The sequence below is a fragment of the Schleiferilactobacillus harbinensis DSM 16991 genome, from assembly GCF_000425885.1.
Classification (GTDB): Bacteria; Bacillota; Bacilli; order Lactobacillales; family Lactobacillaceae; genus Schleiferilactobacillus; species Schleiferilactobacillus harbinensis.
This window is the reverse complement of the sequence record NZ_AUEH01000011.1, coordinates 44,951-71,135: the sequence shown is the minus strand read 5'-3', so window position 1 is coordinate 71,135 and position 26,185 is coordinate 44,951. Positions and strand designations below refer to the sequence as shown.

The following is a 26,185-nucleotide window of genomic DNA, read 5'->3' as shown; positions in this document are numbered from 1 at the left end:
CCAAGATGTCTTAAACCACCGGTTAAGGAAGTGCCTTGGATACCGCAGCGCAATCGCGGCGCTCCAGGCCTCCCCCCTGGGCCTGGAGGAATCCCTGCCCACTACCTAAACCAATTCACATGGATGAGTCTTCACTGTTGCACTTAATTTGACAATTCGGGCCTATTATGTGTATACCCATAATGGCCAAAGTGATATAATGAAACCGATTGTATTGTGCCATAATTGGGTACGGCAACAGAATACCTTTCGGCCTCACTTCGGTGAGGCTTTTGTATTGGCATGGCATAGACAATTCCCTTGATAAATGGTAATATGTCTTCCACCAGGGCACCATTCACCCTGGCCAAGGTTTTCCTCAATAGTCATCACTCGGGGCTTCCAGCAGAAATACTGGAAGCCCTTTTTGTGTCTCCCAGGATAGACAAAAGGAGCAACTGGTGTTATATTCCATGTGTCGGGAGTCCTCTCCTGACACCTCATGATTAGTCATTCCCCCCAGACTGACAATCAGATTAACTACACCTCGGCAGAAATGCCGGGGCTTTTTTAAGCACACGAATTAGCATTTATTGCGGTCTGACAAAAGTCTGACAAAATCGATTTTTAACCAGTAGTGGCGTGGCGTGGGCGATCCTGTACTCTCCTCTCACAACCCGCTAAGCTGGATGATCTCCGCTTAGCGGGTTTTATTTTTGGCTTTGTGTCATAATCAACAGGGAGGTGTTAGCGATGGTCTATTTACACGAGTACGTACTCGATCCGACGTGGATCAATCCCGCGCAGATCGAGTTTATCGAACAATCAACCGAGGATGTCCACGTCTGGATCGCTCGGATGGTGTCGGGTAAGATGGTTAAGGTGTCCGAAGCAGAATTGGCCCACATTACGGGGCAAAATGCGGCCGAGTAACCGTTTTTATACGCAAAAAAATAATGCCGTCCCCGGGCTGAATCAGGTATACTTATTGCAGGGAGTGAGTATCGATGCGATTTTCTTGGCGTAAAGCACCGGCGTTGTATGGTCTGGTTTTTCTCTTTGCCTTTGCCGTTGAAGCGGTCATGATTTTCTTGATCAACATGTCTGTTTTCAGTTGGCAGGAATTCATTGCCACGTATTGGGCATTGGCGGCGAAGACGTTTTTCATCGGGATCATCGGCGGTTTATTACATATCCTGTCGTACCTGATTTCCTTACCATACCCCTGGGTTTTGGCTGGGAATCTAGTGGGGCTGGCTGGGTATATTGTGATGTTCATTCTGCCTAACCTGTTCTGGCTGGGGTTGATTCTTCTGGTCATTTCAATTCGGCTGATCATGCACAATAGTCCGCATCACACCCCCGCGATTCATCAAGCCGGACCGATGGGGCGCGAAAGCAATGCGTAATGTGGCGGTGATCGTCCTGATCGCGGCCGTTATCATCCTGATTGCCGGACCAATCGTGGCCTGGTGGGTCACCCGGGACAAAAACAGAAAATAAACGAATGGCCTCTGCCCAAACTGCGGGCGGAGGCCATTTTCTTATCTATTTCACTTTGCCGGTGGTGAGAAATTCATACAAGTAGCGGTTCACCAGCGGATTGTGTTCATGGAGCTGGCTGTGCTGAGCCTTGCTATTCTTGATCACGCGCTCCGTATAGCTGACTGCTCGACCGCGGACAATGTAACCCAGTGCACGGGCGGATACTACCGGCACCCGACTGTCCGTGCCGTGACCCAAATCGCCATATAGATTCAGGACGGCCGCGGTGGTGGGGAAGTGCTGCCGGTTCGCCACCAAGGGGGCGTACCTGGGTGAAATGTAGCTGGGCTTGCCGTCTTTGCCAATCGTGGCCGTGGCGGCCTGCTGATCTATGCCGGGGAAGCCATTGAAGGGGCCGGCGATGGTAATCAGCCGGTGTAAATCCGGTTGGGCAGCGGTTCGGTCGGTCACTGCCCAAGTGGCCCAAGCCACCGAACCGGCTGAGTGGCCCACCGCGTTGAACGCTTTAATACCATATGTTTTCTTCAGCTGAGTCAGGATCGGCACCAGTGCTTGCGCGTCTGGCCGGCCGGTCGCGAAAACCACGGCAATCAGCGGATATTTGACGCCCACAGACCAGTGTCCGCTGGTCCGCACATGGCCGGATGCATCGACATCAAAACGCAGCACTTGCTGGAATCCTGGGTGCTGACTTAAATCGTCAATCATATCTTTTTCCGAGCCGTAACCGCCGCCAAAGCCGTGGACGAACAAGGTCGGGGTATGATAATGCCCCACGTCTGCCGGTGTCGCCTGGGGGCGAGCCGCCTGAGCCTGGTACCAGAAAAAAAGACCGCCGCCGCCTATCAGGACGACCGCGACCAGAATAAACCAAAGCCATTTTTTATTTTTCATCCTGGATATCCTCCATATATGCGCGTTACACCGTCAGGTTCAAGGATGATTGTAACATGCGCCGGGATAAGCGGTATAGGATAACGCCTGTGATGGGAATCATCACGCCGAAGAGCGCTAAGATGGCCCAATTGGTGATGGACATCTTCTCTAGAATATAAAAAACTGCCTTGTGACTGAACATGATGATCATGGACTGCTTACCCAGCCACTGCAGCTGATGAGACAGGTTCGTTTCCCCCAGCTGATAAGCAATGCCGATGACCACCAGGACAAAAAGAATGGGGACCGTCGCAGCGAATAGGCCGTCGGTGACATTGTGCGACTTCATGTAAACGACCTGATCGATTTTATCCGCGTATTGCGCCCAAGCAAAGCCGGCCGCGCCGAGCAGTGAGGCGCCCAGCCAAACGGGCGAGGCGACGATGCGTTTCAGCAACGGAAACAGGCGGTACCCGACATACATGTAAAACATGGCCATCAAGGTCACGTCAGCGTTCCCTGGGAGCGGAAAGCCAAAAAGCTGCTGCGCGTTGTCGTAGCTGGTGCCCATGATGAAGAGGGCAATGACCACAAGCCACTGCAGCCACTGCGGTTTGACGTAACTGATCAGCGCCACCACGCCGATTTGGGCCAATAAGTAAACCGTCACGAACCAGAAGGCGCTGGTGTAGCCATTCAGGACGGTGCCACCATAGAGCAGCCGGCGGAAGTAATCCAGTGAATAGGCGACAGTCCGATGCTCCGTAAAGTAATTGATGGTAATGATGATTGCCCCGGCGACTAAGTAATCCCAATACAGGGGCCAGACTTTTCGCTGAAAGAAGCGGCGAACGGCTTGCCAAGTGTGGGGGAGGGGTTTTAAAAAGAAACCGCCGATGAAGAAAAAGAGGGGCATGTGCCACCAGTAGGTCACTTCGTATAGGGTGTCCTTATGGGGATAGGCATGACCAAGCACAACGGCCAAAATACCGATTGCTTTGGCAATATCCACCCAGGCGATCCGGGCCTTTTTGACTGGCGCGGCCGCGCTGTTTATCTGCGCTGGTGCTTCTGTTTGATTCATCGCATTAATCAACTCCACTATGTACATTACCGAAAAAATGTGAATTTTCTCGGGCGCTTTTGTGCTGATTTCCTAACTTATAGCGTATGCAATCACTCTAGACCAGTGCAACCGCGCTAGTTTAAGTCTCCCTGCACCGCGCGCCCCGCAGTTACGCCAAAGTGGGAAAAAGAAGACAAAAAAAGAGCGCGGTTTTGAAGAAAATAGAAAAACGCGCCGCAGCCGTAAGGGCGTTGGGCGCGTCTATCTAAACCACGATCATTGTTCAGTTGCTTCTTGTTTGAAATATTTAACCTCGTTCACTTTGCTGGCATCAATGCCGTACAATAGCGACGTGTCATCAAAGAAAATGAATCGTTTGGCGTGTTCTACGCTTTGAAACTCAGTGACGGGCTTCTTTTCGGTGACCGTTGTCGTGGTGACAACGACCTGCGTTACGTCCTGAACCTTATGTTCACCCTTGTTGGTGGTCAATACGACTGTATACATTACATCACCCCGCTAGCGAACATTATAACACATTTTTTACCAAATTGTTAGGGGCACGTAACAATTCCCACGATAACAAGAATGGAAACGGTTGTTATTGTATTTCTGAGGGCAGAATAATTGTTTGACTTTGACCGTCATCATAGGCGACGACCGTCTTCGGCAATTGGCTGGCATACGCGTAGGGCGTATCAAAGCCCATCGTTACATCTGTACCGTCCTCAGAAAACGTGATCGTTAATTTACCAGACCGATTGCTGAAGGCAAAGTTCAACACATTTTCTAAGGGCAAAACGCCCTGTAAGTAGTCGTCAATGATATGCCATATTTCATCAATAATTGTCCCGGGGACCGCGGAAACCACCCCAAAGGTCGCATACCGCGACCGATTTGTACTAAACATGCGGGTCATCCTCTCTTTCACGCAATGCTTCATTACTAATATTCTGGACTAGCCCCCTGTAAAATGCAACGAAGACGCCTATCGGCTTTACTCATCGGCCTCGCCAATATCGGCAAAATGACCAGCCACAAAGTTGACTAGGACGGTCGGATCGATGCCCACCGAGCGGCCAACTTTGCCGGCGCTGACAATGATTTGCGGCTGATCTTGGGCCACCTCATCGATGTAGATCGGGTAATTATGAGTTTCATGAATACCGATGGGCGTGTTGGCGCCATGCTCATAGCCAGTAGTCTTCTCCAGATCTTTCAGCGGCAGCAGTTCAACTTTCTTGTTGCCGGATACTTTGGCAATTTTCTTCAAACTGACCCGCCGATCCAAGGGGACGACACCGACTACCGGGCCGGTTTTATTACCCGCAAAAACAATCGTTTTGTAGACCAGATGCGGATCAACACCGGCTTCCTGAGTGTCCAGCTGCTGGACATCACCCGCGGTATGGGTCGGAAAAGTGAAAGGCACATAACTGATTTTGGCCTTGTCCAACATTTTTTCGACGAGCGTTTTCATTTCGCCATGTTTCTTCTTACTCACATAGATCTTCCTTTCCCGTGAAGCGGCACAGTTTTACAAGCGGGGCAATGCTGATATAATGGTGCTCGAAACAGGTGAGGACATGCGATGGTTTAAGTTTCACAAAAAAGATGCAACTGATGACGTGGCCGCCCACGACTTCAGCAGTTTGATGCACCAAGTCCGGGAAGATCCTGGTCATCTGCAAGAGGTGCAAAAAGCATTCGCCCGCTTGCAGAAAAACTACACCGGCAAGTCCAAAGCCGGGGACCAAAAGTTAGACAAAAAATAAGGAGCTGCCTGATTGATTAGGCAGCTCCATTTTGTTCTTCGACATCAGGCCTGAAGATTAAACGCGATTAGGCATTTAACTCCAGAGCTGATGTCTTAAGACTACTTCCGTTAGTCAAAAGACATCACCTCCTTTGTTCGATTGAATAGTAACACCGAAAGGATAGAGGTGTCAACTCAGAGGGCTCAGGAGAGGGCGAAGGCGACCGCTCAGAAGCGTAGGGATAAGGACGGCAAGGCACAAACCCCGGTTTTGGGTTTTTGCCTTGCCGTCCTTATCTCCTAGCTTCTGGTCGCCTGAGCCCGTTTTAGGGATGGCCGCATCAGCCCGTTCATGTGGGAAACACTGTTGTGGGATGTGGGAAACACTATGAAACACGATTAAAGAAATGGGGGAATGGTACTGATATGTATTCACTGGCGATCCCCCGTGAGTGAATACACGTGAGGGTTACATGGCGACGCCGTTGACGTTTTGCAGAGCATGGTCGATCCGGTCTCGGATGCAGGTCATTTCATTGAATGCATCCTGCAGGGTCGCTTGGCAGCACGAATTCTGTCCCCAGTTGATGGCTTGCTGGGCAGTACACACTTGATTGTAAAAATGACGCAGTTCACCGGTGAGAACTTGATGGAATTGCTGAAATTCCGGCGGTGCAGCAGTCTGGCCAATACAGTCCAAGAAGCGGCTGAACTGTTGGCAGTTGCGCTCCCAATACCGGGCTAAGTCTTGCAGATTCTCGGATGCCAGACAACGGCCCCGAACGATCTTCAACACGGTCCGTTTGTATTCGCCGAACACGTCATCGAGCATGGTGAAGCGGGCGAGAATCCGGTTCAGAACAATGGTGTAGGCCTTCTCGTAAGGAGCGGGCGTAATGATATTGCGCATGATAGTCACCTTTTTCTTTGTCATATACAGGATAACAGCCAACAGGGCAGCAGCTGGTACCGCTTGCCTAAAAATAGAATACCATCTATAAAACTAATGGTCAACATAAGTTTTACCTTATTATATAAAAAACATTTGTTTTTTTAAGTTCCCTTCGGTGACTGCAGCCTTTCTTGCCCGTCGCCGTTGTTTGGCCGGCGCCAGCTGTGCCATAATGGAAGAAAAGGGAGGCGCTGATCATGGTCACATGGCATATGTTTATCATTAAAGGGGCATTTGCCCCCGGCCGGGTATTGGCTTTCTTGCAGCACATCCACGACTCCCGCCAGTTGCTGGGAATGCATGTCAACACACTGCACGTGGATGACGATAGTCCGGATATGACCAGCGTGACATTGGTCTTCACACCGCCGTTTGCTATTTCAGCGGGGCAGATGCGCCAATTGGTGCGAACGGTGTATGCCGTGATCAAACTCGGAGAACGGCCGAAGTTAAAGCAGATGGCGCCGTTGCTGGTCACCGACGAGCAGCAGCTGGGTATTGAGCTCCAAGCCTATCCGATGCAGATTTATGACGTGACCTTAGGTTTGCCGACGATCACGGCCGCCAATGAGAAAGGAAGCAGATTTAGTGCAATGGTTTAGAATCACGGTGGAAACAACGACCGCCGCAGTGGCCGCGGTGAGTGAAATTCTCACAGCGGCCGGCGCCAATGGCGTGCAGGTCGCTGATGCGGCGGATCCGGAGCATATTCAAGCCCGGACCGCCGATGAAGTCTTTGATTGGCGAACCATTCCCCATCGCCAGGCAGGGGCTGCTGTCACAGCGTATTATCCGGTGGATGATCAGGATGCTGCTCGGCTTGCCCAAATTCAAAGCCGGGTGGCTGCACTGCCCCAAGCCGGATTCACGGCCGCTGCGGCGGGTCCGGTACATACGAAGATCATCGCAGATGAGGACTGGAGTACCAACTGGCGCCAATAGTATCGGCCGGTACGGATCAGCCGCTTTTTAACGGTCGTTCCCGCCTGGTCCGACTACCAGCCAGCTAACGATCAGGAACAGATTATCCGGATGGATCCAGGGGAAGCCTTCGGCACCGGCACCCATCCCACTACTCAGCTCAGCCTCGCGTTATTAGAAATGATCATGCGGGGCGGTGAAAGCCTGATCGATGTGGGTACTGGCGCTGGTATCCTCAGTATTGCGGCCACTCTGTTTGGGGCGGCCGGCATCTTGGCCACCGACATTGATGACCAGGCATTGAACGTGGCCCGCCGCAATATCAAACTTAACCCGCAAGCCCGCAATATCCGTCTCGAACCGGCTAATCTGTTGGCTGATGTCACCGAGCGGGCCGACATCATCATGGCCAACATTTTGGCTGAAGTCCTCCTGCCATTGATTCCACAATTACCAGATCATTTGCGGCCCCAGGGCACGGTAATCCTGTCTGGCATCTACCGGGATAAAACAGCGGCGATCACGGCAGCCTTAGCCCAGCATGGCCTGGTTCCCATTTATACCCTGACGAACGGCGAATGGGCGGCCATTGCCGCCAAGCGGCAAACCGAAGTGGGATAGCGGTCCGGCGGCTTTTCTAGGACTGGGCTTTATGCTATGATGTTGGCATGTTAAAAGTAAATTGGATGGATGATTGAATTTTGGAATCGATAAAAACAATGTGGGCGCGGCCATGGTGCCGCTACCTGGTCGTCGTGATCGGCATTTTCGGTCTCTTGCCGCTGCTGTTCTCTTTGATTGGGATTCCCGTAGTTCAGCGGGTGCTTTGGCTCTTTATGATCCTCAATGGACTGGGCAGTTTTTTAGGCGGCATCTGGCTGCGCCGGTCGCGTACTAGCGGCTGGTGGCTTTTACTCCCGGCAGCGATTTTTGCTCTGCTGGTCCTGTGGCGTTACGCAGACTATAATTACTGGTTTTGTGCCTTGTATTTATGTCTGGGCTACATTGGTTTTGGCTGGGGCAGTACGATTAAAAAGTTTTAGTTTCAGCAAGTTGTTATTCTTTAATTTTTCTGGCAAAATAGAGGGAGGCAAAGGCACGCGTCTGAGGATGGGTGTCTTTCTTCACATTTTGTACAATTTGGTGTTGAGTTGGCTGCTGCCAGTTGGCCGGCCGATTCAGAGAGGGGTCGAACGCTATGCCCAAAGAACGTGAATTTACCGCCGATGATGTTTTTGCCATTTGTCACGAATACATGAATGACGACCATCTGGCCTTAGTTAAAAAAGCTTATGAGTTCGCTGCTTACGTCCACAAGGACCAGCGGCGTCAATCCGGTGAACCCTACATTATGCATCCGATTCAGGTCGCCGGTATTCTCGCAGAATTGAAGATGGATCCGGAAACTGTGGCCTCCGGCTTTCTTCACGATGTCGTAGAAGACACCAACGTCACCCTGGGCGACGTGGAAGAAGTGTTCGGCCACGATGTCGCGGTAATCGTTGATGGGGTCACCAAGCTGGGAAAAATCAAGTACCTCTCCCATCAGGAACAATTGGCAGAGAACCACCGCAAGATGCTGTTGGCGATGGCCAAGGACTTGCGGGTGATCATGGTTAAGCTGGCGGACCGGCTGCACAACATGCGTACCTTGCAGCATTTGCGTCCGGATAAACAGCGGCGGATCGCCAATGAAACTTTGGAGATTTACGCGCCGCTGGCCGATCGGTTAGGCATCAGCCGGGTCAAGTGGGAACTGGAAGATCTATCCCTCCATTATTTGAATCCCCAGCAGTATTACCGCATCGTGCACCTGATGAATTCGAAGCGGGGCGAGCGGGAAAAGTACATTCAAAACGCCATTGTGGAGATCAAGAAGACGATCGCCGATCTGAATCTGCACTACGAGATTTATGGGCGGCCGAAGCACATCTATTCCATTTATAAGAAGATGCGCGATCAGCATAAACAGTTTGATGAACTCTACGATCTGCTGGCAATTCGGGTGATCGTACCGTCCATCAAAGATTGCTATGCCGTTTTAGGCGCGATCCACTCCAAGTGGAAGCCGATGCCCGGGCGATTCAAGGATTACATTGCCCTGCCTAAGGCCAATGGCTATCAATCCCTCCACACCACGGTGATCGGGCCCCAGGGCAAGCCGCTGGAGGTCCAGATTCGGACTGAAGAAATGCACCATGTGGCTGAATACGGGGTCGCTGCCCACTGGGCATACAAAGAGGGCGACAAGAGTCCGGTCCATCTGGATCGTAACGGTCAAAAACTGGATATTTTCCGAGAAATTCTGGAGATCCAGGATGAGACTCATGGCGCTGCCGATTTCATGGAGAGCGTCAAGGGAGATATTTTCTCCGACCGAGTCTATGTCTTCACTCCCCGGGGGGATGTCTACGAGCTGCCTAAAGGCAGTGTGCCGTTGGATTTTGCCTATCAGGTCCACTCCGAAGTCGGCAACCATTCGATTGGCGCCAAGGTCAACGGCAAGATCGTGCCGCTGAATTATCAATTGAAGAACGGCGATATCGTAGAAATGCTCACGGCGACTAATGCCAAACCCAGCCAAGACTGGGTAAACATGGTGCAAACTTCCCGGGCCCGCAACAAGATTCGCCGATTCTTCAAGCAGCAGGATAAGGAAGAAAACATCGAGAAGGGCCATGACCTTTTGGAGAAGCAGCTGCTCGATGGCGGCTATGCCCCGAAGGACTATTTGGAAAACCGCCAGTTGTTAGGCGAGATGCTGGATAAATTCAATTTCGGGACTGAAGACGAACTCTTCGCGGCAGTGGGGTACGGCGAATTATCCCCGCTCATCGTGACTAACCGGTTCACCGAAAAGACTCGGAAAGCCAAGGAAGAGGCAGCCCAAAAGGAACGCGAGAAGCAGATCATGGAGACCAACCCGCGGGTGACGACGATTACCAAGGATACGCCGGCCCGGGGAACCATGAAGGTCAAGCATGAAAATGGCGTGGTCATCCAAGGCGTCGATAACCTTCTGATTCATCTCGCCAAATGCTGCAATCCGGTGCCTGGGGATGAAATTGTCGGCTATGTCACCAAGGGCCGCGGTGTCACCATCCACCGGGCAGACTGCCCCAATGTCCAATCCGCCCGGAGCATTCCTGGCCGGCTGATTGACGTGGAGTGGGAAGATGTGTCGGATCCCTCCATGTCTTACAATGCGGATCTGGAAATCTACGGCTACAATCGCAACGGTCTGCTCAACGATGTCCTGCAAGTGCTCAATACCCAGACCAAGAATCTGAACAATATCAATGGCCGGGTCGATCATAACAAAATGGCGGATATCCATGTGACGGTCGGCGTGAGCAACGCTGCCCATTTGGACCGCATGATCAGCAGTATCAAGAATATTCCGGACGTGTATGAAGTGAAACGCGCCCAAGGTTAAAGGTTAGAGGAGGAAAAATCGTGCGTATTGTCGTGCAGCGGGTCAGCGCTGCGTCTGTCGTGATCGACGGCCAAACTGTCGGAGCGATTCAGCGGGGCTTCATGATTTTAGTCGGTGTGGGTGCCGAGGATAGCCAAGCCGATGTTGACTATCTCGTGCATAAAGTTGCTAAATTGCGCGTGTTCAGCGATCCCGCCGGTAAAATGAACTTGGATCTGGCTGCGGTGAATGGCGCCGTGCTTTCAATATCCCAATTCACCTTATATGCAGATACCGCCCATGGCAATCGCCCGGGCTTTTCAGCCGCTGCCCCGCCGGCGCTGGGTGAGCAGCTGTACAATGCTTTTAACACCGGTTTGCGGAACGCTGGGATCCACGTTGAAACCGGTGAGTTTGGCGCCGACATGGCAGTCCATTTAATCAATGATGGGCCCGTGACGATCATCTATGACACTGAAAAAGAAGGACGGTAATGATGGCAGACTTTCATTTTATCAACGCAATTTGGGATTTCGACGGTACCTTATTTAACACCTATCCAGGCTTGCTGAAGGCTCTGAGCAAAACGCTCAGCGAGTTTTCACAACCGATTCCGGATGATGAATTGTACAAGGAAATCAAGAAGACATCGATTCGCCACGTCTTAGAAACGGTTTCGGTTAAAAACAGCTTGGATTTGCAAGCGATGGAAGACCGGATGCATGCGCTGGAAATTCAGTATCAGCCGGAATCTCCGGAAATCTATCCCCACGCTCGGGAAATCTTGCAGTTGATCAGTGATCGCGGCGCCAATTTCCTGTGGACCCACCGGGATCGCTCAGCGCTGTCCTTCTTGACCACTGAAGGGATGTCCGAACTGTTCACTGGTATCGTCACGGCCAGCGACCGCTTCCCACGGAAACCGGATCCCACGGCCATCAATGCGCTAGTCGAGCATTACGGATTAGATCCGCAAGTGACCGTCATGATCGGCGATCGGGCGATCGATGTGGAAGCGGGCCAAAAGGCCGGCGTGCATACCATTTTCTTTGATGTCGATGGATTCGGCGATACCGCCGGTGCCGATGCGGTGGTGAAGGATCTGGCTGATATTCAGCCATATTTTTTGACCCAAGGCAATGATGATGATGAGAATGCGTACTAACAAGTAATTGAAGCGATAATAAAAGGGCCTGTGCGGACATTACCCGTGCAGGCTCTTTGTTTTAGACATCATATGGAACAATGCCGCTATTTACGGCGTATCTAGTGCCAATGCGGAGCAACCGGAGGCGGAATGGGCTCAGTGGTGGAAACCACACAGCGGCTTTGCCGCTGATGTGGTTAGGCGACTTTGAGACCACGGTTTTTGCGGGCTCAAAGCGCCGTCACCACTAGCTGCGCATCGCCAGCCCAATTCCGCCGGAGGTTGCGCAGCATTGGCACGGCAGTGGAGGACCAATTATCTTCTTTGTCCCACTACTGGAAGTACTTTAACAACCCCTGCGTAATCGCATTGGCCGCTTGCTGCTGGTAATTAGCCGACTTGATTTCCTTGTAGTCAGTATCGTTATTAATATAACCCAGTTCGAGCAGAACAGCGGGTTCGTCGTTGTCCCGCAGAACTTCGAAGTTACCGTAAGAAACACCTTTATTCGTCAAGGGTAAGGCTTGTCCAAGGGCAGTGGAGAGGGACTTAGCGAGGCCAAGGTCCTTCTTTGGGTTGTAATAATAAGTCGTGAAACCGCTGGCCTGGTTGGCAGTGGGGGCGGAATCGAAGTGGATGCTGATGTAGGCGTCCACCCCGTCCTTATTAGCCATGTCCGCTCGCGGGCCCAGATCAACAAAGGTATCGCTGGTTCGGGTCATAATGACTTTGGCGCCGGCAGCGCGCAAAGCCGCTGCCACCAATTTGGCGGTTTCAAGCGTATACGTTTTTTCAAAACTCGTGCCGTTATTGGCAATAGCCCCGGAGTCCGAGCCGCCGTGGCCAGGATCGAGCATGATCGTCGCTTCTGACAGCTTGGTGGGAATAGTCTTGGCCGCGGTGTCATTGGCTGACAAACTCACCAGCCAACTGGCAACGTAGCCCTTTTGCCCGCTCTTCGTCTGCACATAGTACCATTGCCCCGTCGTTTCGAGGTAGGTGAGGGTCGTATTCGCTGACAGCGCGGTCACCGCAGAGGCCTCATCGCTGGGACTGGACCGCAAGTAAGCCGTTTGCTTCGTCGTCACGGTCTTGATCGCGGCTTGGGACACTTGTGCATTGCTGCCGTCGTTGGTCTGCACGGTGCTGGCTGTCTCATTGGTCAGCTTGATCGTATCGTTGCGCATCCAGCCGACGGAATTATTGACCAGCACTTGGCTCCAGCCATTGGCTTGATAAAGGACAGTGACTTTCTCGCCGCTTTTCGCTGTGCCCAGCACCTGGGCGGCAGTATTCGCCGACTGGCGAATGTTGGCCTCATTCACCGTGACTAAGCCGACGCGATTGGTCGCTTGGGATACTTCAGTATTATCCACCAGCCAGCTGGCGACCCAGCCGATCCGATTGTTGTCTAGGCGGATCTGATACCAGTCGTTGCGCTGATCGAGGATCGTGTATTTCTGGCCGCCGGAAACTTGAGCCATCACATTATAGGAAAGGCCAGGACCTTGGCGTACGTTCAAGACGCTGGCTCGGACGGTGATCATATTATAGTTCGCGAGTGCCGTGGTAAACCCGAAGGCCAGGACAGCGACCAGCGTGACTAATACGAGCAGCGGATAGCGCCGCAGGAATTGTTTACAACGGGTGAAAAAGGCTGCCATCCGGCCACCTGCTTTCTAAACATAGAATACACCGGCACGCCACGTGTCAAAGTGCTGTATTCATTATAGCAAATTGACCGCCGGCCGGGTGGAAAAACTTGGCAGACAACATGTTAGCGATTACAATTAGCGTATGTGTATTGACATTCCAAAGAAACTTTCATACGCTTATTCTGATATATGAAAAGCATTCACGGAGACACAGGATAGGTCAGGAATTCCAGAGAGAGTCCATTTGCTGAAAGGGCTCATGACTGAAAAGACAGTCTTCGTTGCCGGGGCGTTACGCCCCCGTCCGCATGAACGTTACTCATAGACACAAAAAAGGTGGTACCGCGCACAAAGCGCCCTTGTCTTAGACGAGGGCGCTTTGTGTGCTTTTAGAAAGGAAGATTGGCGTGAAGTACCAAAAGCCGAAAGGCACCGCAGATATTCTGCCCCAGGAAGCACAACTCTGGGATGAAGTCGAAGCGAAGAGCCGGGAAGTATTCCGGCGTTACCGCTACGGTGAGATTCGTGTGCCATTATTTGAAAGTTATGATCTGTACGCTCGTTCTTCAGGCGACACCAGTGATATTGTCACGAAGGAAATGTACGATTTCAATGATAAAGGCGGGCGTCACATGGCGTTGCGGCCGGAAGGCACCGCCGGTGTTGTCCGGGCTTACGTAGAGAACAAACTTTATGGCCCAGAATTTCCAAAACCGTACCGGGTCTACTACATGGGCCCAATGTTCCGGTATGAACGGCCCCAATCCGGCCGGCAGCGGGAGTTCCATCAGATTGGCGTTGAAGCCTTTGGCAGCGATTCGCCTTTGCTGGATGCGGAAACGATCCAGCTAGGGGTCGATTTGCTGCATAGCGTTGGTGTCCATGATCTGCGACTAGCCATCAACACTCTGGGCGATCCGGAAACCCGTCAGGCCTATCATCAGGCTTTAGTCGATTATTTCACGCCGCACAAAGCTGAACTCAGTGAAGATTCCCAGATTCGACTGGCCAAGAATCCGTTGCGCATCCTGGACAGCAAGGATCCTCAGGATAAGCCATTGGTGGCCGATGCCCCCTCTATTCTGGACTATCTGACTCCGGCGGCCCAAGCCCATTTTTCTGTAGTCAAAGAATCTTTGGATAAGTTGGGTATTGCGTATGTTGTGGATCCCACGATGGTCCGCGGGTTGGATTATTATAACCATACGATTTTTGAAATTATGACAACATCCCCCGCGTTTGGCAACAAAGAACTGACTGTTTTGGCCGGCGGCCGCTATGACGGCCTGGTCGAACAGGTCGGCGGGCCGGCTTTGCCGGGAGTCGGCTTCGGGCTAGGGACGGAACGGCTGATGCTGCTGGTTCAGCACAACCGGCCGGCGGAAGAAGCGGCGCCTTTGAACGTGTATATTGCATCTTTATCTGAACCGGCCGGTGCTGAGGCCTTGGTCTTAGCCCATGCGATTCGGGAAGCGGGCTACACCGTAGATATGGATTTCTTGAATCGGAAAGCCAAGAGCCAATTCAAGACGGCCAATCGGGAGAATGCGCAGCTGGTCATCACCCTTGGGGAAGATGAACTGGCTCACAGTGCCGCCAGCATTAAACAGATGGCCACTGGTCAACAGATTCAAGTGCCGTTTGCGGAAGTCACCACAGAGTTTCACAAGATTTATCAGCAGTTAGTGGAAGAGGGAAAATAGGATGAAACGTACGAATTATGCAGGATTGATCGATGAACAGTATATCGGCCAGGAAGTCGACTTGGCCGGTTGGGTGGCCAAGCGCCGGGACTTGGGTAACTTGGTCTTTGTGGATTTGCGGGACCGGGAAGGGATTTTGCAACTGGTCTTTAGTCAAGAGTTCGGCCCGGACGCGTTAGCCCTTGCTGAACAAATGCGCTCCGAGTATGTCATTCGGGTCCACGGCAAGGTCGTCGCCCGGGATGCCCAAGCGGTGAACAACAAGATGCGTACGGGTAAAGTGGAAGTGGAGATCACGGAAGCTGAGATTTTGAACAAGTCAAAGACACCGCCATTTGACATCGTTGACGGCGTTGACGCCACGGAAGATACCAAACTGAAGTACCGTTATTTGGATCTGCGCCGGCCGGAAATGCAGCGCGGTTTGCGCACCCGGGCCCAAATCGTGAAGTCCGTCCACCATTATTTGGACGACCACGACTTTATTGAAATGGAAACCCCGGATTTGACCAAGTCCACGCCAGAAGGGGCTCGGGACTATATCGTGCCCTCCCGGGTCTATCCGGGCAGTTTCTACGCACTGCCCCAGTCCCCGCAACTGTTCAAACAATTGCTGATGGGTGCAGGCTTCGATAAGTATTATCAGCTGGCCCGCTGTTTCCGGGATGAAGACTTGCGGGGTGATCGGCAGCCGGAATTCACTCAGATCGATATTGAAACCAGCTTCTTAGATCAAAAACAGATCCAGGATATTACCGAAGGTGTCATTGCCCAAGTCATGCACGATGAAAAGGGGATCGACGTTAAATTGCCGTTCCGCCGAATCACTTGGCAAGATGCCCAGGATCGGTTCGGTTCCGACAAGCCGGATGTTCGCTTCGGCATGGAATTAACGGATCTGTCTGACCTGTTCAAGGACTCCCCCTTCAAGGTCTTTTCCGGTGCCGTTGCTGATGGCGGCCAGGTTAAGGCGATCTGCGTCCCAGGGGCAGCGGCCAAGTATTCCCGGAAGCATATTGACGAACAACAGGAATATATCAAGCGCTTTGGCGCTAAGGGCTTAGCTTGGGTTAAAGTGACCGCAGACGGCTTCACTGGTCCCGTCGCGAAGTTTTTAGGCGACCAAACTGCTGAATTGACCAAGCGGCTGGAGGCCCACGACGGCGACCTGATCCTGTTTGTGGCGGCTAGTCGGAAAGTCGTCGCTGATTCTTTAGGCTATCTGCGGACGCATTTTGCCAAGGAAATGGATATGATTCCGGAAGACGAATACGCCTTCCTGTGGGTCGTTGATTGGCCATTGTTTGAATACGACGAAGGGGCCAAGCGCTGGGTACCGGCCCACCACCCGTTCACGATGCCCAACGAAGAAGATATCCACTTGCTGGATACCGATCCGTATAAGGCTCACGCTCAAAGTTACGATATCGTCCTGAACGGATACGAATTAGGCGGCGGTTCCATCCGTATCCACAACGAAGATATTCAATGGAAGATGCTCAAAGCCTTGGGCTTCACTAAGGAACGGGCCTATGCCCAATTCGGCTTCCTGCTGGATGCCATGCAATACGGGTTCCCGCCTATGGGCGGCTTAGCCATTGGCCTGGATCGCTTCGCCATGCTGCTGTCGCACCGGGACAACATTCGGGACGTCATCGCCTTCCCGAAGAACTCCAAGGCCACCGACCCGATGACCAGTGCGCCGCAGCCAGTCACCGCCGAACAACTGGATGAGCTGGGCGTTGAGGTCGAAGCCAAATATCGTAAGTAGGGAACAAATTAATTGCACAAAATTAATGACAACCACCCCGAAAATGCGTATAATCAGCATCAGAGAGGTGGGATTCCATGGCAGAGTCAAAAGAGCAGGATTTAAAGGCAAAACTGTCACCCTTGGCCTATGAAGTGACCCAGCATGCGGCCACTGAACGGCCGTTTTCCGGTCAGTACGATGATTTCTACGAGCCGGGGATTTATGTGGATGTGGTCAGCGGCGAGCCGCTTTTCTCTTCGCTGGATAAATACGACGCTGGTTGCGGCTGGCCGTCTTTTTCCAAGCCCATCGAGAAATTACACACTCATATGGATACCAGTCACGGAATGACCCGCACCGAAGTCCGCAGCCAGAATGCCGGCTCGCACTTGGGCCACGTCTTCACCGACGGGCCCCAAGATCAGGGCGGGTTGCGCTACTGCATTAACTCAGCGGCGCTGCGCTTCATTCCCGCGACCGATTTAACCAAGGCCGGATACGGGCAGTATGCCCCGTTGTTTGAAAAGAAGGGATAGTGCACATGGCAGAAGAAACTGCAATTTTTGCTGGCGGCTGTTTTTGGTGCATGGTCCAGCCGTTTGATCAATATCCTGGGGTGCGGTCCGTGGTGTCCGGTTACACCGGCGGGCACGTGGCTAATCCCACTTACGCCCAGGTCTCTTCCGGCACCACTGGCCACACTGAGGCGGTCGAGATCACTTTCGATCCCGCAGTGCTGAGTTATCAGCAATTGGTCGATATTTATTGGCAGGTGGCCGATCCCACCGATGCCATGGGCCAATTCCAGGACCGGGGCGACAACTACCGGCCGGTGATTTTCGTTAATTCGCCGGCCCAGCGGGCGGTCGCAGAGGCATCGAAAAAGGCTTTGGCAGCGAGCGGCAAGTTTTCTAAACCGATCGTGACTAAGATCGAAGATGCGCAACCGTTTTATCCGGCTGAAGGGTACCATCAGGATTTCTATAAGAAAAATCCGGAGCGGTACGCCATGGAAGAAGCCGGCGGCCGAGCAGCCTACCAGAAAAAATATTGGGACCGCGGATAACCGTTGATCCCTTGCAGGACCGGCATATGCCGGTCCTGTTTTTCTTGTCCAATATGTTACAATAGTGTCACTAATCGCACCACGGAAAAGGGACGAGAAAGAATCAATGGATAGTATCGAAAAAGTAAGCCGGCGGTACCGGAACTTCACGCGGGTATCCGCCGCCCTGTTGTACGCCGTGGCGGTCTCCATGGCGTTGAACTTCTTCTGGGAACCCGGAGGGATTTACGCCTCCGGTGTGACCGGGTTTGCTCAGCTGATGAGTACGGTCTTGGCCCGGATGGGGATCACCTTCCTGGGTACCCCGTTTTGGCTCGTGGCTTTGAACCTGCCCTTATTTATTCTGGCCTGGCGCAAAATCGGTCATCATTTTACCTGGTTCACCATTCTGGCTGTTGTGCTGTCATCATTGTTACTGCATTTTTCACCCATTCGGAAACTCACCGTGGACCCGATTTTATGTGCTATTTTTGGGGCATTATTCAATGGCGCTGGGACTGGCTTTGCGCTGCGCAGCGGTATTTCTACAGGTGGATTGGACATTTTAGGCATCGTGCTGCGGAAAAAGACCGGCAAATCCGTTGGCTCGATCAATATCGCGTTTAACGCCTTGATCGTTTTGCTGTCCGGCTTTATCTACAGCTGGCCCCACGCGCTATACAGTGCCCTGGGAATTTTTATCAACGGCCGGGTGATCGATATGATCTATACTCAGGATCAGCGGTTACAGGTCATTATCGTGACGAACCATCCCCGCACCGTGATTGCCGGCATCCAGGAACAGATGCGGCGGGGGATCACGATCATGCATGATGCCGAGGGCGCCTATCGCCATGAAGAAAAGACGGTGCTGCTCACTGTCATTTCGCAATACGAACTGCGTGATCTCACGGACGTGATGCACGAAAGCGACGCCCACGCCTTCGTGTCAGTGACGCCGACTGTCCGTATTCTGGGCCATTACTATGAACCAAAGAGGGAGTGAGTTGTTTGTTGCATGATCATCTTGGGGCCCATGTGCCCCTGAAGGGTAAAACCATGTTTGCCGGGTCCGTCCAAACGGCACTCGACTATCACGCCGACGCGTTAATGGTGTTCACCGGTGCGCCGCAAAATACGCGGCGCAAACCGATCGATGAATTTGAGATTGCCCAAGCCCAGACGCTGCTGGCCAGTCACGGCATTGACGATGTCGTGGTGCACGCGCCCTACATCGTGAATTTGGGAAATACGGCGAAACCGGAAAATTATACGTTTGGGGTCCAGTTTCTCAGAGAGGAAGTGGCCCGAGCCGATGCCTTGGGGGCGACCCAAATCGCGCTCCATCCCGGCGCCCATTTGAAGGACACACCGGAAAATGCCATTAAGCAGATCATTAAAGGCTTGAACGAAGTGATCAGTCCGACTCAGCATGCCCACATTGCCATTGAAACGATGGCGGGGAAGGGCACCGAAGTCGGCATTACCTTTGACCAACTGGCCGACATCATCGCCGGTATTCAAAACAATGACAAGGTCAGTGTCACCTTCGATACCTGCCACACCAGCGATGCCGGATACGATATCGCCCACGATTTTGATGGGGTGCTGAACCAGTTCGACCACATTATTGGCCTGGATAAGCTGCAGATGATTCATCTGAACGATTCAAAGAATCCCCAAGGCAGCCATAAGGACCGCCATGCGAACATCGGCTTCGGGACGATTGGCTTCGATGCGCTCCATTACGTCTATGCCCACCCGCAGTTAAAGGACGTGCCGAAGATCATGGAGACGCCCTTTGTCGGTCCGGATAAGAAACACCAATTCCCACCGTACGCTTTCGAGATTCAGATGCTGCGCAGCGGTCAATTTGACCCGGATTTACTTGAGAAGATTCAGGAACACGAAGGAAAATTACCAGAAGCGTAGCAAAAAGACGAGTCCCGCCACGGGGCTCGTCTTTTCTATCGACCAATCAGTTATTTCTTGGTTAAATTGGGTTGGTAATCATCCAACCCCAGGTGTTCCAGAATCAGTGCGGCAGTTTCTTCAATTGACTTGTGGGCAACGTTGATCACCATGCAATCCAGCTTGGTGTACAGATCTTGAGCGAATTTCAATTCATTCTTGATTTCGTCCACATTGGAATATGTTGTGTCTGGATTCAAGCCATAGGCAATCATGCGCTCCCGGCGAATATTGTTCAAGACTTCGACATCGTTGGTCAGCCCAATGATTTTCTTTCGATCGACCTTCCACAGTTCCTCAGGGATGTGGGCCTGGGGCACCAGCGGCAGGTTGGCCACCTTCAAGTTTTTACCGGCCAGGAACAGGGACAGCGGCGTCTTGGAGGTCCGTGACGGGCCGAGAAGAACAACGTCGGCCTCCAAGAACCCCTTGGGATCCTTGCCATCGTCATACAGCACGGCGAATTCCATCGCTGAAATCCGATCGAAGTACTTTTCATTCAAATGGTGAATAGCACCAGCTTCGTGGGTCGGTTCTTCGCCGGTGGTTTTGGTGATTTCATCAATCAACGAACTAAGCAGATCGAAATCCACCACGTGGTGGATCAGGCAGGCTTGATGCACTTGCTTAGCCAAGCCCTTAGTCACCAGCGTGTGGATCACAATACCGCCGTCTTGGCTGGCTTTCTTTACAACTTCGTCAATTTGTTTCTCCGTGTGCATAAACGGATACCGGATGTACGTCGTCTCCACGTGGGGGAACTGGGCCATCACGGCCTGGGCGAGTTTGAAGGCGGTTTCCCCAACAGAATCAGACAGGACATACAGGTTGAGCTTTTTTGCTTCGGTCATATCGATGCTCCGCTTCTCTCATTTTTCTCTATGATACCATAATTCCCGTCGCACCGGGAAACAGTGAGCAAATCTGGGCGGCCGAAAAATCACGAGTCAGAATCTTTTCCACAAATATGCCAAGATTAATTGCGCTCTAAAATAATGTTCTGTATAATGAAAAGGAATTGTTTGTCACATGTACATCTGGCGACAGTTACACTCATCGCGGAGGGAGGGATGTCAAATGGCAAAGACAGTCGTTCGCAAAAACGAATCTCTCGATGATGCACTGCGGCGGTTCAAGCGTTCCGTATCTAAGAGCGGTACTTTACGTGAATACCGGAAACGCGAGTTCTACGAAAAACCGAGTGTGAAACGGAAGTTAAAATCCGAGGAAGCGAGAAAGCGTAAGAAGTTCTAATTGATTGGAGCGCAAAAATGAGCTTGTTAGATTCGCTAAATGCCGACATGATTACGGCGATGAAGGCTAAGGATAAAACCACGCTGAGCGTCGTTCGTATGATCAAAGCTGCTTTGCAAAATGAACAGATCAAGGTCGGTCGCGACCTGACTGCTCAAGAGGAACTCGGGGTCGTTAACCGAGAACTGAAACAACGTAAGGAGTCGCTTGAGGACTTTGAAAAAGCCCATCGAGACGATTTGGTCACCGGGGTTAAAGCCGAGATCGCCATCGTCGAGAAATATCTGCCCGCGCAGATGGATGACGCCCAGATTAAGCAGACCGTTCAAGAAACGATCACTGAAGTGGGCGCCTCGGGCAAGTCTGATTTCGGCAAAGTGATGAAGGCGCTCATGCCCAAGGTCAAAGGTAAGGCCGATGGGGCGAAAGTGAACGCCATGGTCAAGGAATTGCTGGGCTAGCTCCGGCCGTTCTGTCGACCTGACGTCTGCTCCAACAGTAACCAACCAAATGGACGGCGGATTTTCCGCTGGCTTTGAATAACGCAAATCTCCGCGAAAAAAACGAGCCAGGTCATTTTTGATGATCTGGTTCTTTTATTGCGTTTTTTGACGGCTTGTGGCAGAATACCAACAAGCGACAAAATAACGGGTGACAGTGAGCATCCATTTTGCTGACAACGGAGTACCCTCCTGGGGATTTCGCAGACAGCGTTATGCTTATGCCCCCCGATCTATGGAGGAATACACAATGGCAGAGTTGACCACAACGATCGGCGGCTTTCATTTTAACAATACAATCATGAACGGAGCGGGTGTTTGGTGTTACGACCGGAAGGAATTGTCCGCGGTCGATACCTCAGCAGCCGCTACTTTTGTGACTAAAACGGCCACTTTGGCCCCCCGGGCAGGGAACCCCAAGCCTCGCATGGCGGCGACCGACCTGGGCTCGATCAATTCCATGGGCTTGCCCAACAAAGGGTTGGACTACTACTTGCAGGTTGTTGAAGAATTCCATCAGGCTAATCCGGAAAAGCCGTATTTCCTGTCAACGACCGGTACCAGCCCCGACGATTTCGGCAAGATCTTTACAAAGATCGCCGCAAGCAATTTCAGCGGGTTAGTGGAATTAAACTTGTCTTGCCCCAACGTCGTGGGCAAACCGCAGATTGCCTATGACTTTGCCGCGGTAGAACGGATCTTGACCCAAGTGACCGGCATTTATCATGGTCCGCTGGGCGTGAAATTACCGCCGTATTTCGATCTGGTGCACTTCCAGCAGATTGCTGATGTGCTGAATCAATTTCCGCTGACCTTCGTCAACACTATCAACAGCGTTGGTAATGGTCTGGTGATTCAAGACGAAACCGCCGCGATTGCGCCTAAGGGCGGACTGGGCGGCATCGGCGGCGGCTACATCAAGCCGATGGCCTTAGCTAACGTCCGCGTCCTGCGCCAGCTCCTGAAGCCCGAAATTAACATTATCGGTACCGGCGGTGTCGAAACCGGCCGGGATGTTTTCGAACTGATCCTGTGCGGGGCCGACATGGTCGGCGTTGCAACCCAGCTGGGCAAGGAAGGACCGAAAGTGTTTGCCCGCTTAACGGAGGAACTGACCGCCATCATGGATGCCAAAGGATACAAGCGGCTGAGCGATTTCCGCGGGAAATTGCAGGTGCCGGAAGCGCGGGAAGTGGCGGTGCACTAAGAAATTTGGTCGTGATAAGCAGGATTTACATGTCACACAGAAACTAGTGCCATGGCTGATCTCCCATCCACCGGAGATTGCGCAGCTTTGGCACGGCAGTGCTGGAACGAACAAGGCTGCTTCCGCGTAAACGGGCTCCGCCGACCAGCAGCTAGGGCATAAGACAAGCCGGACGCAAAACCTAAAACCGGGTTTTACGCCCGGCTTGTCTTATGCCTACGCTGCTAACCGGTCGGCTCCGCCCTCTCTTGCCATCTGTGCTAAAATACAATTAGACTAACTAACCCAGAAAGTAGTGAGAATTTGGCAGAAGCCACGCGTATTGAAGAAACCTACCATCTCAGCGATCCGGCCATGGCTGTCACTTTGATGGGCGTCAATGATGAATACTTACAACTCTTGGCCGAAGGACTCAATGTGTCCATTACCGCTCGGGATGTGGAGATCCATATCACCGGCGAACCGGACGATGTGCACTTAACCGAACAGGTATTAAATGCCCTCACTGACGTTATCGGATCCGGCATCCGGATCGGATCCACCGATGTCATGAGTGCCATTAAGATGGCCGAGCGGGGAACGCTGGAGTATTTCACTGATCTTTACAAGGAAACGATTATCCGTGACGCTAAGGGCCGTAACATTCGCGTTAAGACCTTTGGCCAGCGGCAATATGTGCAAACGATCCGCCACAATGACATCACCTTCGGCATCGGCCCCGCCGGTACCGGGAAAACATATCTGGCCGTTGCCTTGGCGGTGGCGGCGCTAAAGAGCGGCGATGTGGAACGCCTGATTCTCACTCGGCCAGCAGTCGAAGCCGGGGAGTCGCTGGGCTTTTTACCCGGCGATTTGAAGGAAAAAGTCGATCCCTATTTGCGGCCGATTTATGATGCTCTGTATCAAATCATGGGCACTGATCAAACGAACCGGATGATCGATCGCGGCGTGATCGAAATTGCGCCGCTGGCTTATATGCGCGGCCGGACTTTAGACCAAGCTTTTATCATTATGGATGAAGCCCAAAACGCAACGCGGGCGCAGATGAAGATGCTGTTGACGCGGCTAGGATTCGATTCGAAGATGGTCGTGGACGGCGATATCACCCAGATCGACTTGCCTTCAAACAGTGCCAGTGGGCTGATGTCAGCGGAAAAAATTCTCCATGATATTCCCCATATCGGCTTTGTCCACTTCAATAGTGCGGACGTGGTGCGGCACCCGGTAGTCGCCCGGATCATTGATGCCTATGCCGCCTATGAAATGCCCCAACATCCTCAAGAGAACGGAGAACCTAAGCAGTGAATTTAGACGTATATGACGACGATCACCTGTTAGACTCAGATTCCTTAGCCATGGTCAAAGACTTGGTGGAATTTGCCGGGAAGCAGCTGCACCTTAAAGAAGATACCGAGATGTCCATCACCTTCGTGACGAAGGAGCGCATTCGGGAAATCAATAATCAATACCGTAACGTGGATCGGGCCACTGACGTGATCAGTTTTGCGATCGAAGACGGCGACGACGATAGCGAGTTTGGCGAACCGCTCGAGGCGTTAGCTGATCTGCCCCGCAACATCGGGGACTTGTTCATCTCACCGGCCATTGCCCAGGAACAAGCGGAGCGGTATGGTCATTCGTTTGCCCGAGAGCTCGGATATACTACTGTTCACGGCTTCTTGCACTTAAATGGCTATGACCATATCAAGAAGGCGGACGAAGCAGTGATGATCCCGCTGCAAGAGAGGATTCTAGAAGCCTATGGCCTCACCCGCTAAGCAAACTGATAAAAACCATACCTTCTTGCAAGCCCTGCGCCATGCCTGGGCGGGTGTCCGGGTGGCGCTGCACGAGGAACGCAATCTGCGCCGAGACGCAGTAGCTGCCATTGTCGTGATCGGCGCGGCGGCTATTTTGCGTGCCCGCTGGAATGATTGGCTCTGGCTGCTGGCTGCGATTTGGTTAGTGATTTTTGCCGAATTGGGCAATACGCTAATGGAAGATATGGTGGACTTTGTGACCAAAGGGGCTTATTCGCCTCAGGCCAAGAAGATCAAAGATTTATCCGCCGGCATTGTATTGCTGACGGCATTTTTTGCCGTGCTTGTGGGGGCCTTGGTCTTTATCCCGCTGGTGTGGGCGTATTTCCGCTGAGGAGGAGAATTGATGGTTTCAGAAAAAGAATTGATCAAGGCGGCGCAGATCGCCCGGGAACAAGCCTATGTCCCGTATTCCCACTTTGCAGTGGGCGCAGCGCTCCTGACCCAGACCGGCCAGATCTATACTGGTTGCAACATTGAGAATTCCAGTTTCAGCCTGACCAATTGTGCCGAACGCACGGCGATGTTCAAGGCGATCAGTGCCGGTGAGCGGGACTTTGCCAATTTAACGGTGATTGCTGACACTGCGGACCCGGTCTCACCTTGCGGTGCGTGCCGTCAGGTGCTGGCGGAGTTTTGTGCGCCGGACATGCCCGTTATTTTGACCAACTTGCACGGCGCGGTGCAGCATACCACCGTCGCTGAACTTTTACCGTATGCCTTTAAGGGAGAGCAGATGTCTGATGGACAATAAAGAAAAGCAATTTGTATCCGGGTTTGTCGCCATTGTCGGCCGGCCCAACGTGGGTAAATCCACGCTGATGAACCGGTTGGTGGGTGAAAAAGTGGCGATCATGTCCGATAAGGCCCAGACGACCCGCAATAAGATTCAGGGAATCTACACGACGGATCAGGCTCAAATTGTTTTCGTCGATACTCCCGGGATCCACAAGCCCAAGAACAAACTGGACGATTATATGGATGCCGCCGCAGAATCAACGTTTTCTGAAGTGGATGCCATCCTCTTCATGGTGGCCGCAGACGACAAAATCGGTCCTGGCGATCGGTACATCATGGATTTGTTGGAGAAGACTAAGACACCGGTGTATTTGCTGGTCAACAAAATTGATCTGGTCCACCCCGACACGCTGCCGGAGATCGTTGCCAATTACACGGATACACTGCACTTTGCTGAAGTCTATCCGATTTCGGCGACCCAAGGAAACAACGTAGCCGATATGCTTGCGGGGTTAGAAAGCCATCTGAAACCGGGTCCGCAATACTATCCAGAAGATCAGATCACTGATCATCCCGAGTATTTCGTCGTTGCCGAATTGATTCGAGAGCAAGTGCTGCATCTGACACGGCAGGAGATTCCCCATGCGGTCGCTGTGTTGGTGGACTCGATGAATACCCGGATCGAGGGCAAACTGCAAGTCCACGCCACGATCTATGTGGAGCGGGATTCCCAGAAGGGGATCGTCATCGGCGCCGGTGGTAAGATGTTGAAACAGATTGGAATCAATGGCCGGCGGGAAATTGAAGGCCTGTTGGGCGAAAAAATCAATTTGAAGCTGTGGGTCAAGGTACAGCGCAACTGGCGGGATGACCCGAAGTTTCTCAACCAGTCTGGTTACAACATCAAACGACTGGACTAGT

The 26,185-nt window shown here is 52.3% G+C and carries 30 protein-coding genes and 1 pseudogene; 23 read left to right on the top strand and 8 right to left on the bottom strand.

Going from position 1 to position 26,185, the window contains the following annotated elements; translation table 11 throughout:
• Positions 1-732 precede the first annotated feature (732 nt).
• Both H627_RS0105080 and H627_RS0105075 read left to right on the top strand, forming a co-directional pair.
• A complete protein-coding gene (locus H627_RS0105080; RefSeq protein WP_027828062.1) occupies positions 733-912 on the top strand; it encodes a hypothetical protein in 180 nt (59 codons plus the stop codon).
• Between the two features lie 74 nt (positions 913-986).
• Positions 987-1,388 (top strand): hypothetical protein, encoded by a 402-nt coding sequence (locus tag H627_RS0105075; protein WP_027828061.1) that lies wholly within the window; start codon positions 987-989, stop codon positions 1,386-1,388.
• Between the two features lie 139 nt (positions 1,389-1,527).
• Here H627_RS0105075 and H627_RS0105065 read toward each other — a convergent pair whose 3' ends face one another.
• The 5 genes from H627_RS0105065 to ybaK form a co-directional block, all read right to left on the bottom strand.
• Positions 1,528-2,379 carry an alpha/beta hydrolase gene (locus H627_RS0105065; RefSeq protein WP_027828060.1) on the bottom strand — a complete coding sequence of 284 codons (852 nt, stop codon included), beginning with the start codon at positions 2,377-2,379 and terminating at the stop codon, positions 1,528-1,530.
• Between the two features lie 25 nt (positions 2,380-2,404).
• Positions 2,405-3,445, bottom strand: a complete 1,041-nt coding sequence (locus H627_RS17085) for an acyltransferase family protein (protein ID WP_051225192.1) — start codon at positions 3,443-3,445, stop codon at positions 2,405-2,407.
• A 258-nt stretch (positions 3,446-3,703) separates the two neighbouring features.
• Positions 3,704-3,934: a hypothetical protein gene (locus H627_RS0105055; protein WP_027828059.1), complete on the bottom strand. Its 231-nt coding sequence runs from the start codon at positions 3,932-3,934 to the stop codon at positions 3,704-3,706.
• A 94-nt stretch (positions 3,935-4,028) separates the two neighbouring features.
• Positions 4,029-4,337 (bottom strand): DUF960 domain-containing protein, encoded by a 309-nt coding sequence (locus tag H627_RS0105050; RefSeq protein WP_081674695.1) that lies wholly within the window; start codon positions 4,335-4,337, stop codon positions 4,029-4,031.
• Between the two features lie 87 nt (positions 4,338-4,424).
• Positions 4,425-4,907 (bottom strand): Cys-tRNA(Pro) deacylase, encoded by a 483-nt coding sequence (gene ybaK / locus H627_RS0105045; protein WP_035439997.1) that lies wholly within the window; start codon positions 4,905-4,907, stop codon positions 4,425-4,427.
• 106 nt (positions 4,908-5,013) lie between these two features.
• Here ybaK and H627_RS0105040 point away from each other — a divergent pair, with 106 nt between their 5' ends.
• Positions 5,014-5,202 carry a hypothetical protein gene (locus tag H627_RS0105040; RefSeq protein ID WP_146993800.1) on the top strand — a complete coding sequence of 63 codons (189 nt, stop codon included), beginning with the start codon at positions 5,014-5,016 and terminating at the stop codon, positions 5,200-5,202.
• Between the two features lie 450 nt (positions 5,203-5,652).
• On the opposite strand, the gene H627_RS0105035 is transcribed toward H627_RS0105040, so the two are convergent.
• Complete coding sequence (locus H627_RS0105035; protein WP_027828055.1) at positions 5,653-6,093, bottom strand: hypothetical protein; 441 nt, start codon at positions 6,091-6,093, stop codon at positions 5,653-5,655.
• 239 nt (positions 6,094-6,332) lie between these two features.
• On the opposite strand from H627_RS0105035, the gene H627_RS0105030 reads away from it, so the two are divergent.
• From H627_RS0105030 to H627_RS17070, 6 genes and pseudogenes are all read left to right on the top strand, one after another.
• The gene (locus tag H627_RS0105030; RefSeq protein WP_027828054.1) at positions 6,333-6,737 is read left to right on the top strand and encodes a hypothetical protein; all 405 of its coding nucleotides are present in this window, start codon (positions 6,333-6,335) and stop codon (positions 6,735-6,737) included.
• Positions 6,703-7,677 (top strand): annotated as a pseudogene (gene prmA / locus H627_RS20610) (50S ribosomal protein L11 methyltransferase). Before H627_RS0105030 ends, prmA begins: the two are co-directional and overlap by 35 nt.
• A gap of 80 nt (positions 7,678-7,757) precedes the next feature.
• Positions 7,758-8,099, top strand: a complete 342-nt coding sequence (locus H627_RS17075) for a hypothetical protein (RefSeq protein ID WP_150391817.1) — start codon at positions 7,758-7,760, stop codon at positions 8,097-8,099.
• 155 nt (positions 8,100-8,254) lie between these two features.
• Positions 8,255-10,492, top strand: coding sequence for a RelA/SpoT family protein (locus tag H627_RS0105015; protein WP_027828053.1), 2,238 nt, complete (start codon positions 8,255-8,257; stop codon positions 10,490-10,492).
• A 20-nt stretch (positions 10,493-10,512) separates the two neighbouring features.
• Positions 10,513-10,965: a D-aminoacyl-tRNA deacylase gene (gene dtd, locus H627_RS0105010; RefSeq protein WP_027828052.1), complete on the top strand. Its 453-nt coding sequence runs from the start codon at positions 10,513-10,515 to the stop codon at positions 10,963-10,965.
• Positions 10,965-11,636 carry an HAD-IA family hydrolase gene (locus H627_RS17070; RefSeq protein ID WP_081674688.1) on the top strand — a complete coding sequence of 224 codons (672 nt, stop codon included), beginning with the start codon at positions 10,965-10,967 and terminating at the stop codon, positions 11,634-11,636. Before dtd ends, H627_RS17070 begins: the two co-directional genes overlap by 1 nt.
• Positions 11,637-11,950: 314 nt before the next feature.
• Here H627_RS17070 and H627_RS0105000 read toward each other — a convergent pair whose 3' ends face one another.
• Positions 11,951-13,282: an N-acetylmuramoyl-L-alanine amidase family protein gene (locus H627_RS0105000; protein ID WP_035439983.1), complete on the bottom strand. Its 1,332-nt coding sequence runs from the start codon at positions 13,280-13,282 to the stop codon at positions 11,951-11,953.
• A 398-nt stretch (positions 13,283-13,680) separates the two neighbouring features.
• On the opposite strand from H627_RS0105000, the gene hisS reads away from it, so the two are divergent.
• From hisS to H627_RS0104970, 6 genes are all read left to right on the top strand, one after another.
• On the top strand, positions 13,681-14,976 hold the full coding sequence (gene hisS / locus H627_RS0104995) for a histidine--tRNA ligase (protein WP_027828050.1): 1,296 nt from the start codon (positions 13,681-13,683) through the stop codon (positions 14,974-14,976).
• A 1-nt stretch (position 14,977) separates the two neighbouring features.
• Positions 14,978-16,747 carry an aspartate--tRNA ligase gene (gene aspS / locus H627_RS0104990; RefSeq protein WP_027828049.1) on the top strand — a complete coding sequence of 590 codons (1,770 nt, stop codon included), beginning with the start codon at positions 14,978-14,980 and terminating at the stop codon, positions 16,745-16,747.
• Between the two features lie 77 nt (positions 16,748-16,824).
• Entirely contained in the window at positions 16,825-17,265 is a 441-nt protein-coding gene (gene msrB, locus H627_RS0104985) for a peptide-methionine (R)-S-oxide reductase MsrB (RefSeq protein ID WP_027828048.1), read from the top strand.
• A gap of 5 nt (positions 17,266-17,270) precedes the next feature.
• Positions 17,271-17,795, top strand: coding sequence for a peptide-methionine (S)-S-oxide reductase MsrA (gene msrA / locus H627_RS0104980; protein ID WP_051225187.1), 525 nt, complete (start codon positions 17,271-17,273; stop codon positions 17,793-17,795).
• Positions 17,796-17,901: 106 nt separating this feature from the next.
• Positions 17,902-18,780, top strand: a complete 879-nt coding sequence (locus H627_RS0104975; RefSeq protein WP_027828046.1) for a YitT family protein — start codon at positions 17,902-17,904, stop codon at positions 18,778-18,780.
• Between the two features lie 8 nt (positions 18,781-18,788).
• Positions 18,789-19,706 carry a deoxyribonuclease IV gene (locus H627_RS0104970; protein ID WP_035439993.1) on the top strand — a complete coding sequence of 306 codons (918 nt, stop codon included), beginning with the start codon at positions 18,789-18,791 and terminating at the stop codon, positions 19,704-19,706.
• Between the two features lie 50 nt (positions 19,707-19,756).
• Here the strand turns inward: H627_RS0104970 and H627_RS0104965 are convergent, their stop codons facing one another.
• A complete protein-coding gene (locus tag H627_RS0104965) occupies positions 19,757-20,596 on the bottom strand; it encodes a pyruvate, water dikinase regulatory protein (RefSeq protein ID WP_027828044.1) in 840 nt (279 codons plus the stop codon).
• Positions 20,597-20,822: 226 nt separating this feature from the next.
• Here H627_RS0104965 and rpsU point away from each other — a divergent pair, with 226 nt between their 5' ends.
• The 8 genes from rpsU (at position 20,823) to era (ending at position 26,184) form a co-directional block, all read left to right on the top strand.
• The gene (gene rpsU / locus H627_RS0104960; RefSeq protein WP_022528361.1) at positions 20,823-20,999 is read left to right on the top strand and encodes a 30S ribosomal protein S21; all 177 of its coding nucleotides are present in this window, start codon (positions 20,823-20,825) and stop codon (positions 20,997-20,999) included.
• A gap of 17 nt (positions 21,000-21,016) precedes the next feature.
• Positions 21,017-21,460, top strand: coding sequence for a GatB/YqeY domain-containing protein (locus H627_RS0104955; protein ID WP_027828043.1), 444 nt, complete (start codon positions 21,017-21,019; stop codon positions 21,458-21,460).
• 289 nt (positions 21,461-21,749) lie between these two features.
• The gene (locus H627_RS0104950) at positions 21,750-22,706 is read left to right on the top strand and encodes a dihydroorotate oxidase (protein WP_027828042.1); all 957 of its coding nucleotides are present in this window, start codon (positions 21,750-21,752) and stop codon (positions 22,704-22,706) included.
• 303 nt (positions 22,707-23,009) lie between these two features.
• Positions 23,010-24,011, top strand: a complete 1,002-nt coding sequence (locus H627_RS0104945) for a PhoH family protein (RefSeq protein WP_027828041.1) — start codon at positions 23,010-23,012, stop codon at positions 24,009-24,011.
• Positions 24,008-24,484: an rRNA maturation RNase YbeY gene (gene ybeY / locus H627_RS0104940; RefSeq protein ID WP_027828040.1), complete on the top strand. Its 477-nt coding sequence runs from the start codon at positions 24,008-24,010 to the stop codon at positions 24,482-24,484. The genes H627_RS0104945 and ybeY overlap by 4 nt, the downstream gene beginning before the upstream one ends.
• Positions 24,468-24,860 carry a diacylglycerol kinase family protein gene (locus H627_RS0104935; RefSeq protein WP_027828039.1) on the top strand — a complete coding sequence of 131 codons (393 nt, stop codon included), beginning with the start codon at positions 24,468-24,470 and terminating at the stop codon, positions 24,858-24,860. The genes ybeY and H627_RS0104935 overlap by 17 nt, the downstream gene beginning before the upstream one ends.
• A 12-nt stretch (positions 24,861-24,872) precedes the next feature.
• On the top strand, positions 24,873-25,280 hold the full coding sequence (gene cdd / locus H627_RS0104930; protein WP_027828038.1) for a cytidine deaminase: 408 nt from the start codon (positions 24,873-24,875) through the stop codon (positions 25,278-25,280).
• Positions 25,270-26,184 carry a GTPase Era gene (era, locus tag H627_RS0104925; RefSeq protein ID WP_027828037.1) on the top strand — a complete coding sequence of 305 codons (915 nt, stop codon included), beginning with the start codon at positions 25,270-25,272 and terminating at the stop codon, positions 26,182-26,184. The genes cdd and era overlap by 11 nt, the downstream gene beginning before the upstream one ends.
• The last annotated feature ends 1 nt before the right edge of the window (position 26,185 follow it).

Bases quoted from the DNA above. Each gene is read 5' to 3' on its own strand.
- H627_RS17085 (WP_051225192.1), bottom strand. From the start codon at position 3,445: ATGAATCAAACAGAAGCACCAGCGCAGATAAACAGCGCGGCCGCGCCA.
- aspS (WP_027828049.1), top strand. From the start codon at position 14,978: ATGAAACGTACGAATTATGCAGGATTGATCGATGAACAGTATATCGGC.
- H627_RS0104955 (WP_027828043.1), top strand. From the start codon at position 21,017: ATGAGCTTGTTAGATTCGCTAAATGCCGACATGATTACGGCGATGAAG.
- H627_RS0105075 (WP_027828061.1), top strand. From the start codon at position 987: ATGCGATTTTCTTGGCGTAAAGCACCGGCGTTGTATGGTCTGGTTTTT.
- H627_RS0104975 (WP_027828046.1), top strand. From the start codon at position 17,902: ATGGATAGTATCGAAAAAGTAAGCCGGCGGTACCGGAACTTCACGCGG.
- msrA (WP_051225187.1), top strand. From the start codon at position 17,271: ATGGCAGAAGAAACTGCAATTTTTGCTGGCGGCTGTTTTTGGTGCATG.
- msrB (WP_027828048.1), top strand. From the start codon at position 16,825: ATGGCAGAGTCAAAAGAGCAGGATTTAAAGGCAAAACTGTCACCCTTG.
- H627_RS0105030 (WP_027828054.1), top strand. From the start codon at position 6,333: ATGGTCACATGGCATATGTTTATCATTAAAGGGGCATTTGCCCCCGGC.
- H627_RS0105055 (WP_027828059.1), bottom strand. From the start codon at position 3,934: ATGTATACAGTCGTATTGACCACCAACAAGGGTGAACATAAGGTTCAG.
- H627_RS0104935 (WP_027828039.1), top strand. From the start codon at position 24,468: ATGGCCTCACCCGCTAAGCAAACTGATAAAAACCATACCTTCTTGCAA.
- era (WP_027828037.1), top strand. From the start codon at position 25,270: ATGGACAATAAAGAAAAGCAATTTGTATCCGGGTTTGTCGCCATTGTC.
- H627_RS0105015 (WP_027828053.1), top strand. From the start codon at position 8,255: ATGCCCAAAGAACGTGAATTTACCGCCGATGATGTTTTTGCCATTTGT.
- cdd (WP_027828038.1), top strand. From the start codon at position 24,873: ATGGTTTCAGAAAAAGAATTGATCAAGGCGGCGCAGATCGCCCGGGAA.
- H627_RS0105035 (WP_027828055.1), bottom strand. From the start codon at position 6,093: ATGCGCAATATCATTACGCCCGCTCCTTACGAGAAGGCCTACACCATT.
- H627_RS0104965 (WP_027828044.1), bottom strand. From the start codon at position 20,596: ATGACCGAAGCAAAAAAGCTCAACCTGTATGTCCTGTCTGATTCTGTT.
- H627_RS0105040 (WP_146993800.1), top strand. From the start codon at position 5,014: ATGCGATGGTTTAAGTTTCACAAAAAAGATGCAACTGATGACGTGGCC.
- H627_RS0104950 (WP_027828042.1), top strand. From the start codon at position 21,750: ATGGCAGAGTTGACCACAACGATCGGCGGCTTTCATTTTAACAATACA.
- H627_RS17070 (WP_081674688.1), top strand. From the start codon at position 10,965: ATGATGGCAGACTTTCATTTTATCAACGCAATTTGGGATTTCGACGGT.
- H627_RS0105080 (WP_027828062.1), top strand. From the start codon at position 733: ATGGTCTATTTACACGAGTACGTACTCGATCCGACGTGGATCAATCCC.
- rpsU (WP_022528361.1), top strand. From the start codon at position 20,823: ATGGCAAAGACAGTCGTTCGCAAAAACGAATCTCTCGATGATGCACTG.
- H627_RS0105000 (WP_035439983.1), bottom strand. From the start codon at position 13,282: ATGGCAGCCTTTTTCACCCGTTGTAAACAATTCCTGCGGCGCTATCCG.
- ybaK (WP_035439997.1), bottom strand. From the start codon at position 4,907: ATGAAAACGCTCGTCGAAAAAATGTTGGACAAGGCCAAAATCAGTTAT.
- H627_RS0105050 (WP_081674695.1), bottom strand. From the start codon at position 4,337: ATGTTTAGTACAAATCGGTCGCGGTATGCGACCTTTGGGGTGGTTTCC.
- H627_RS0105065 (WP_027828060.1), bottom strand. From the start codon at position 2,379: ATGAAAAATAAAAAATGGCTTTGGTTTATTCTGGTCGCGGTCGTCCTG.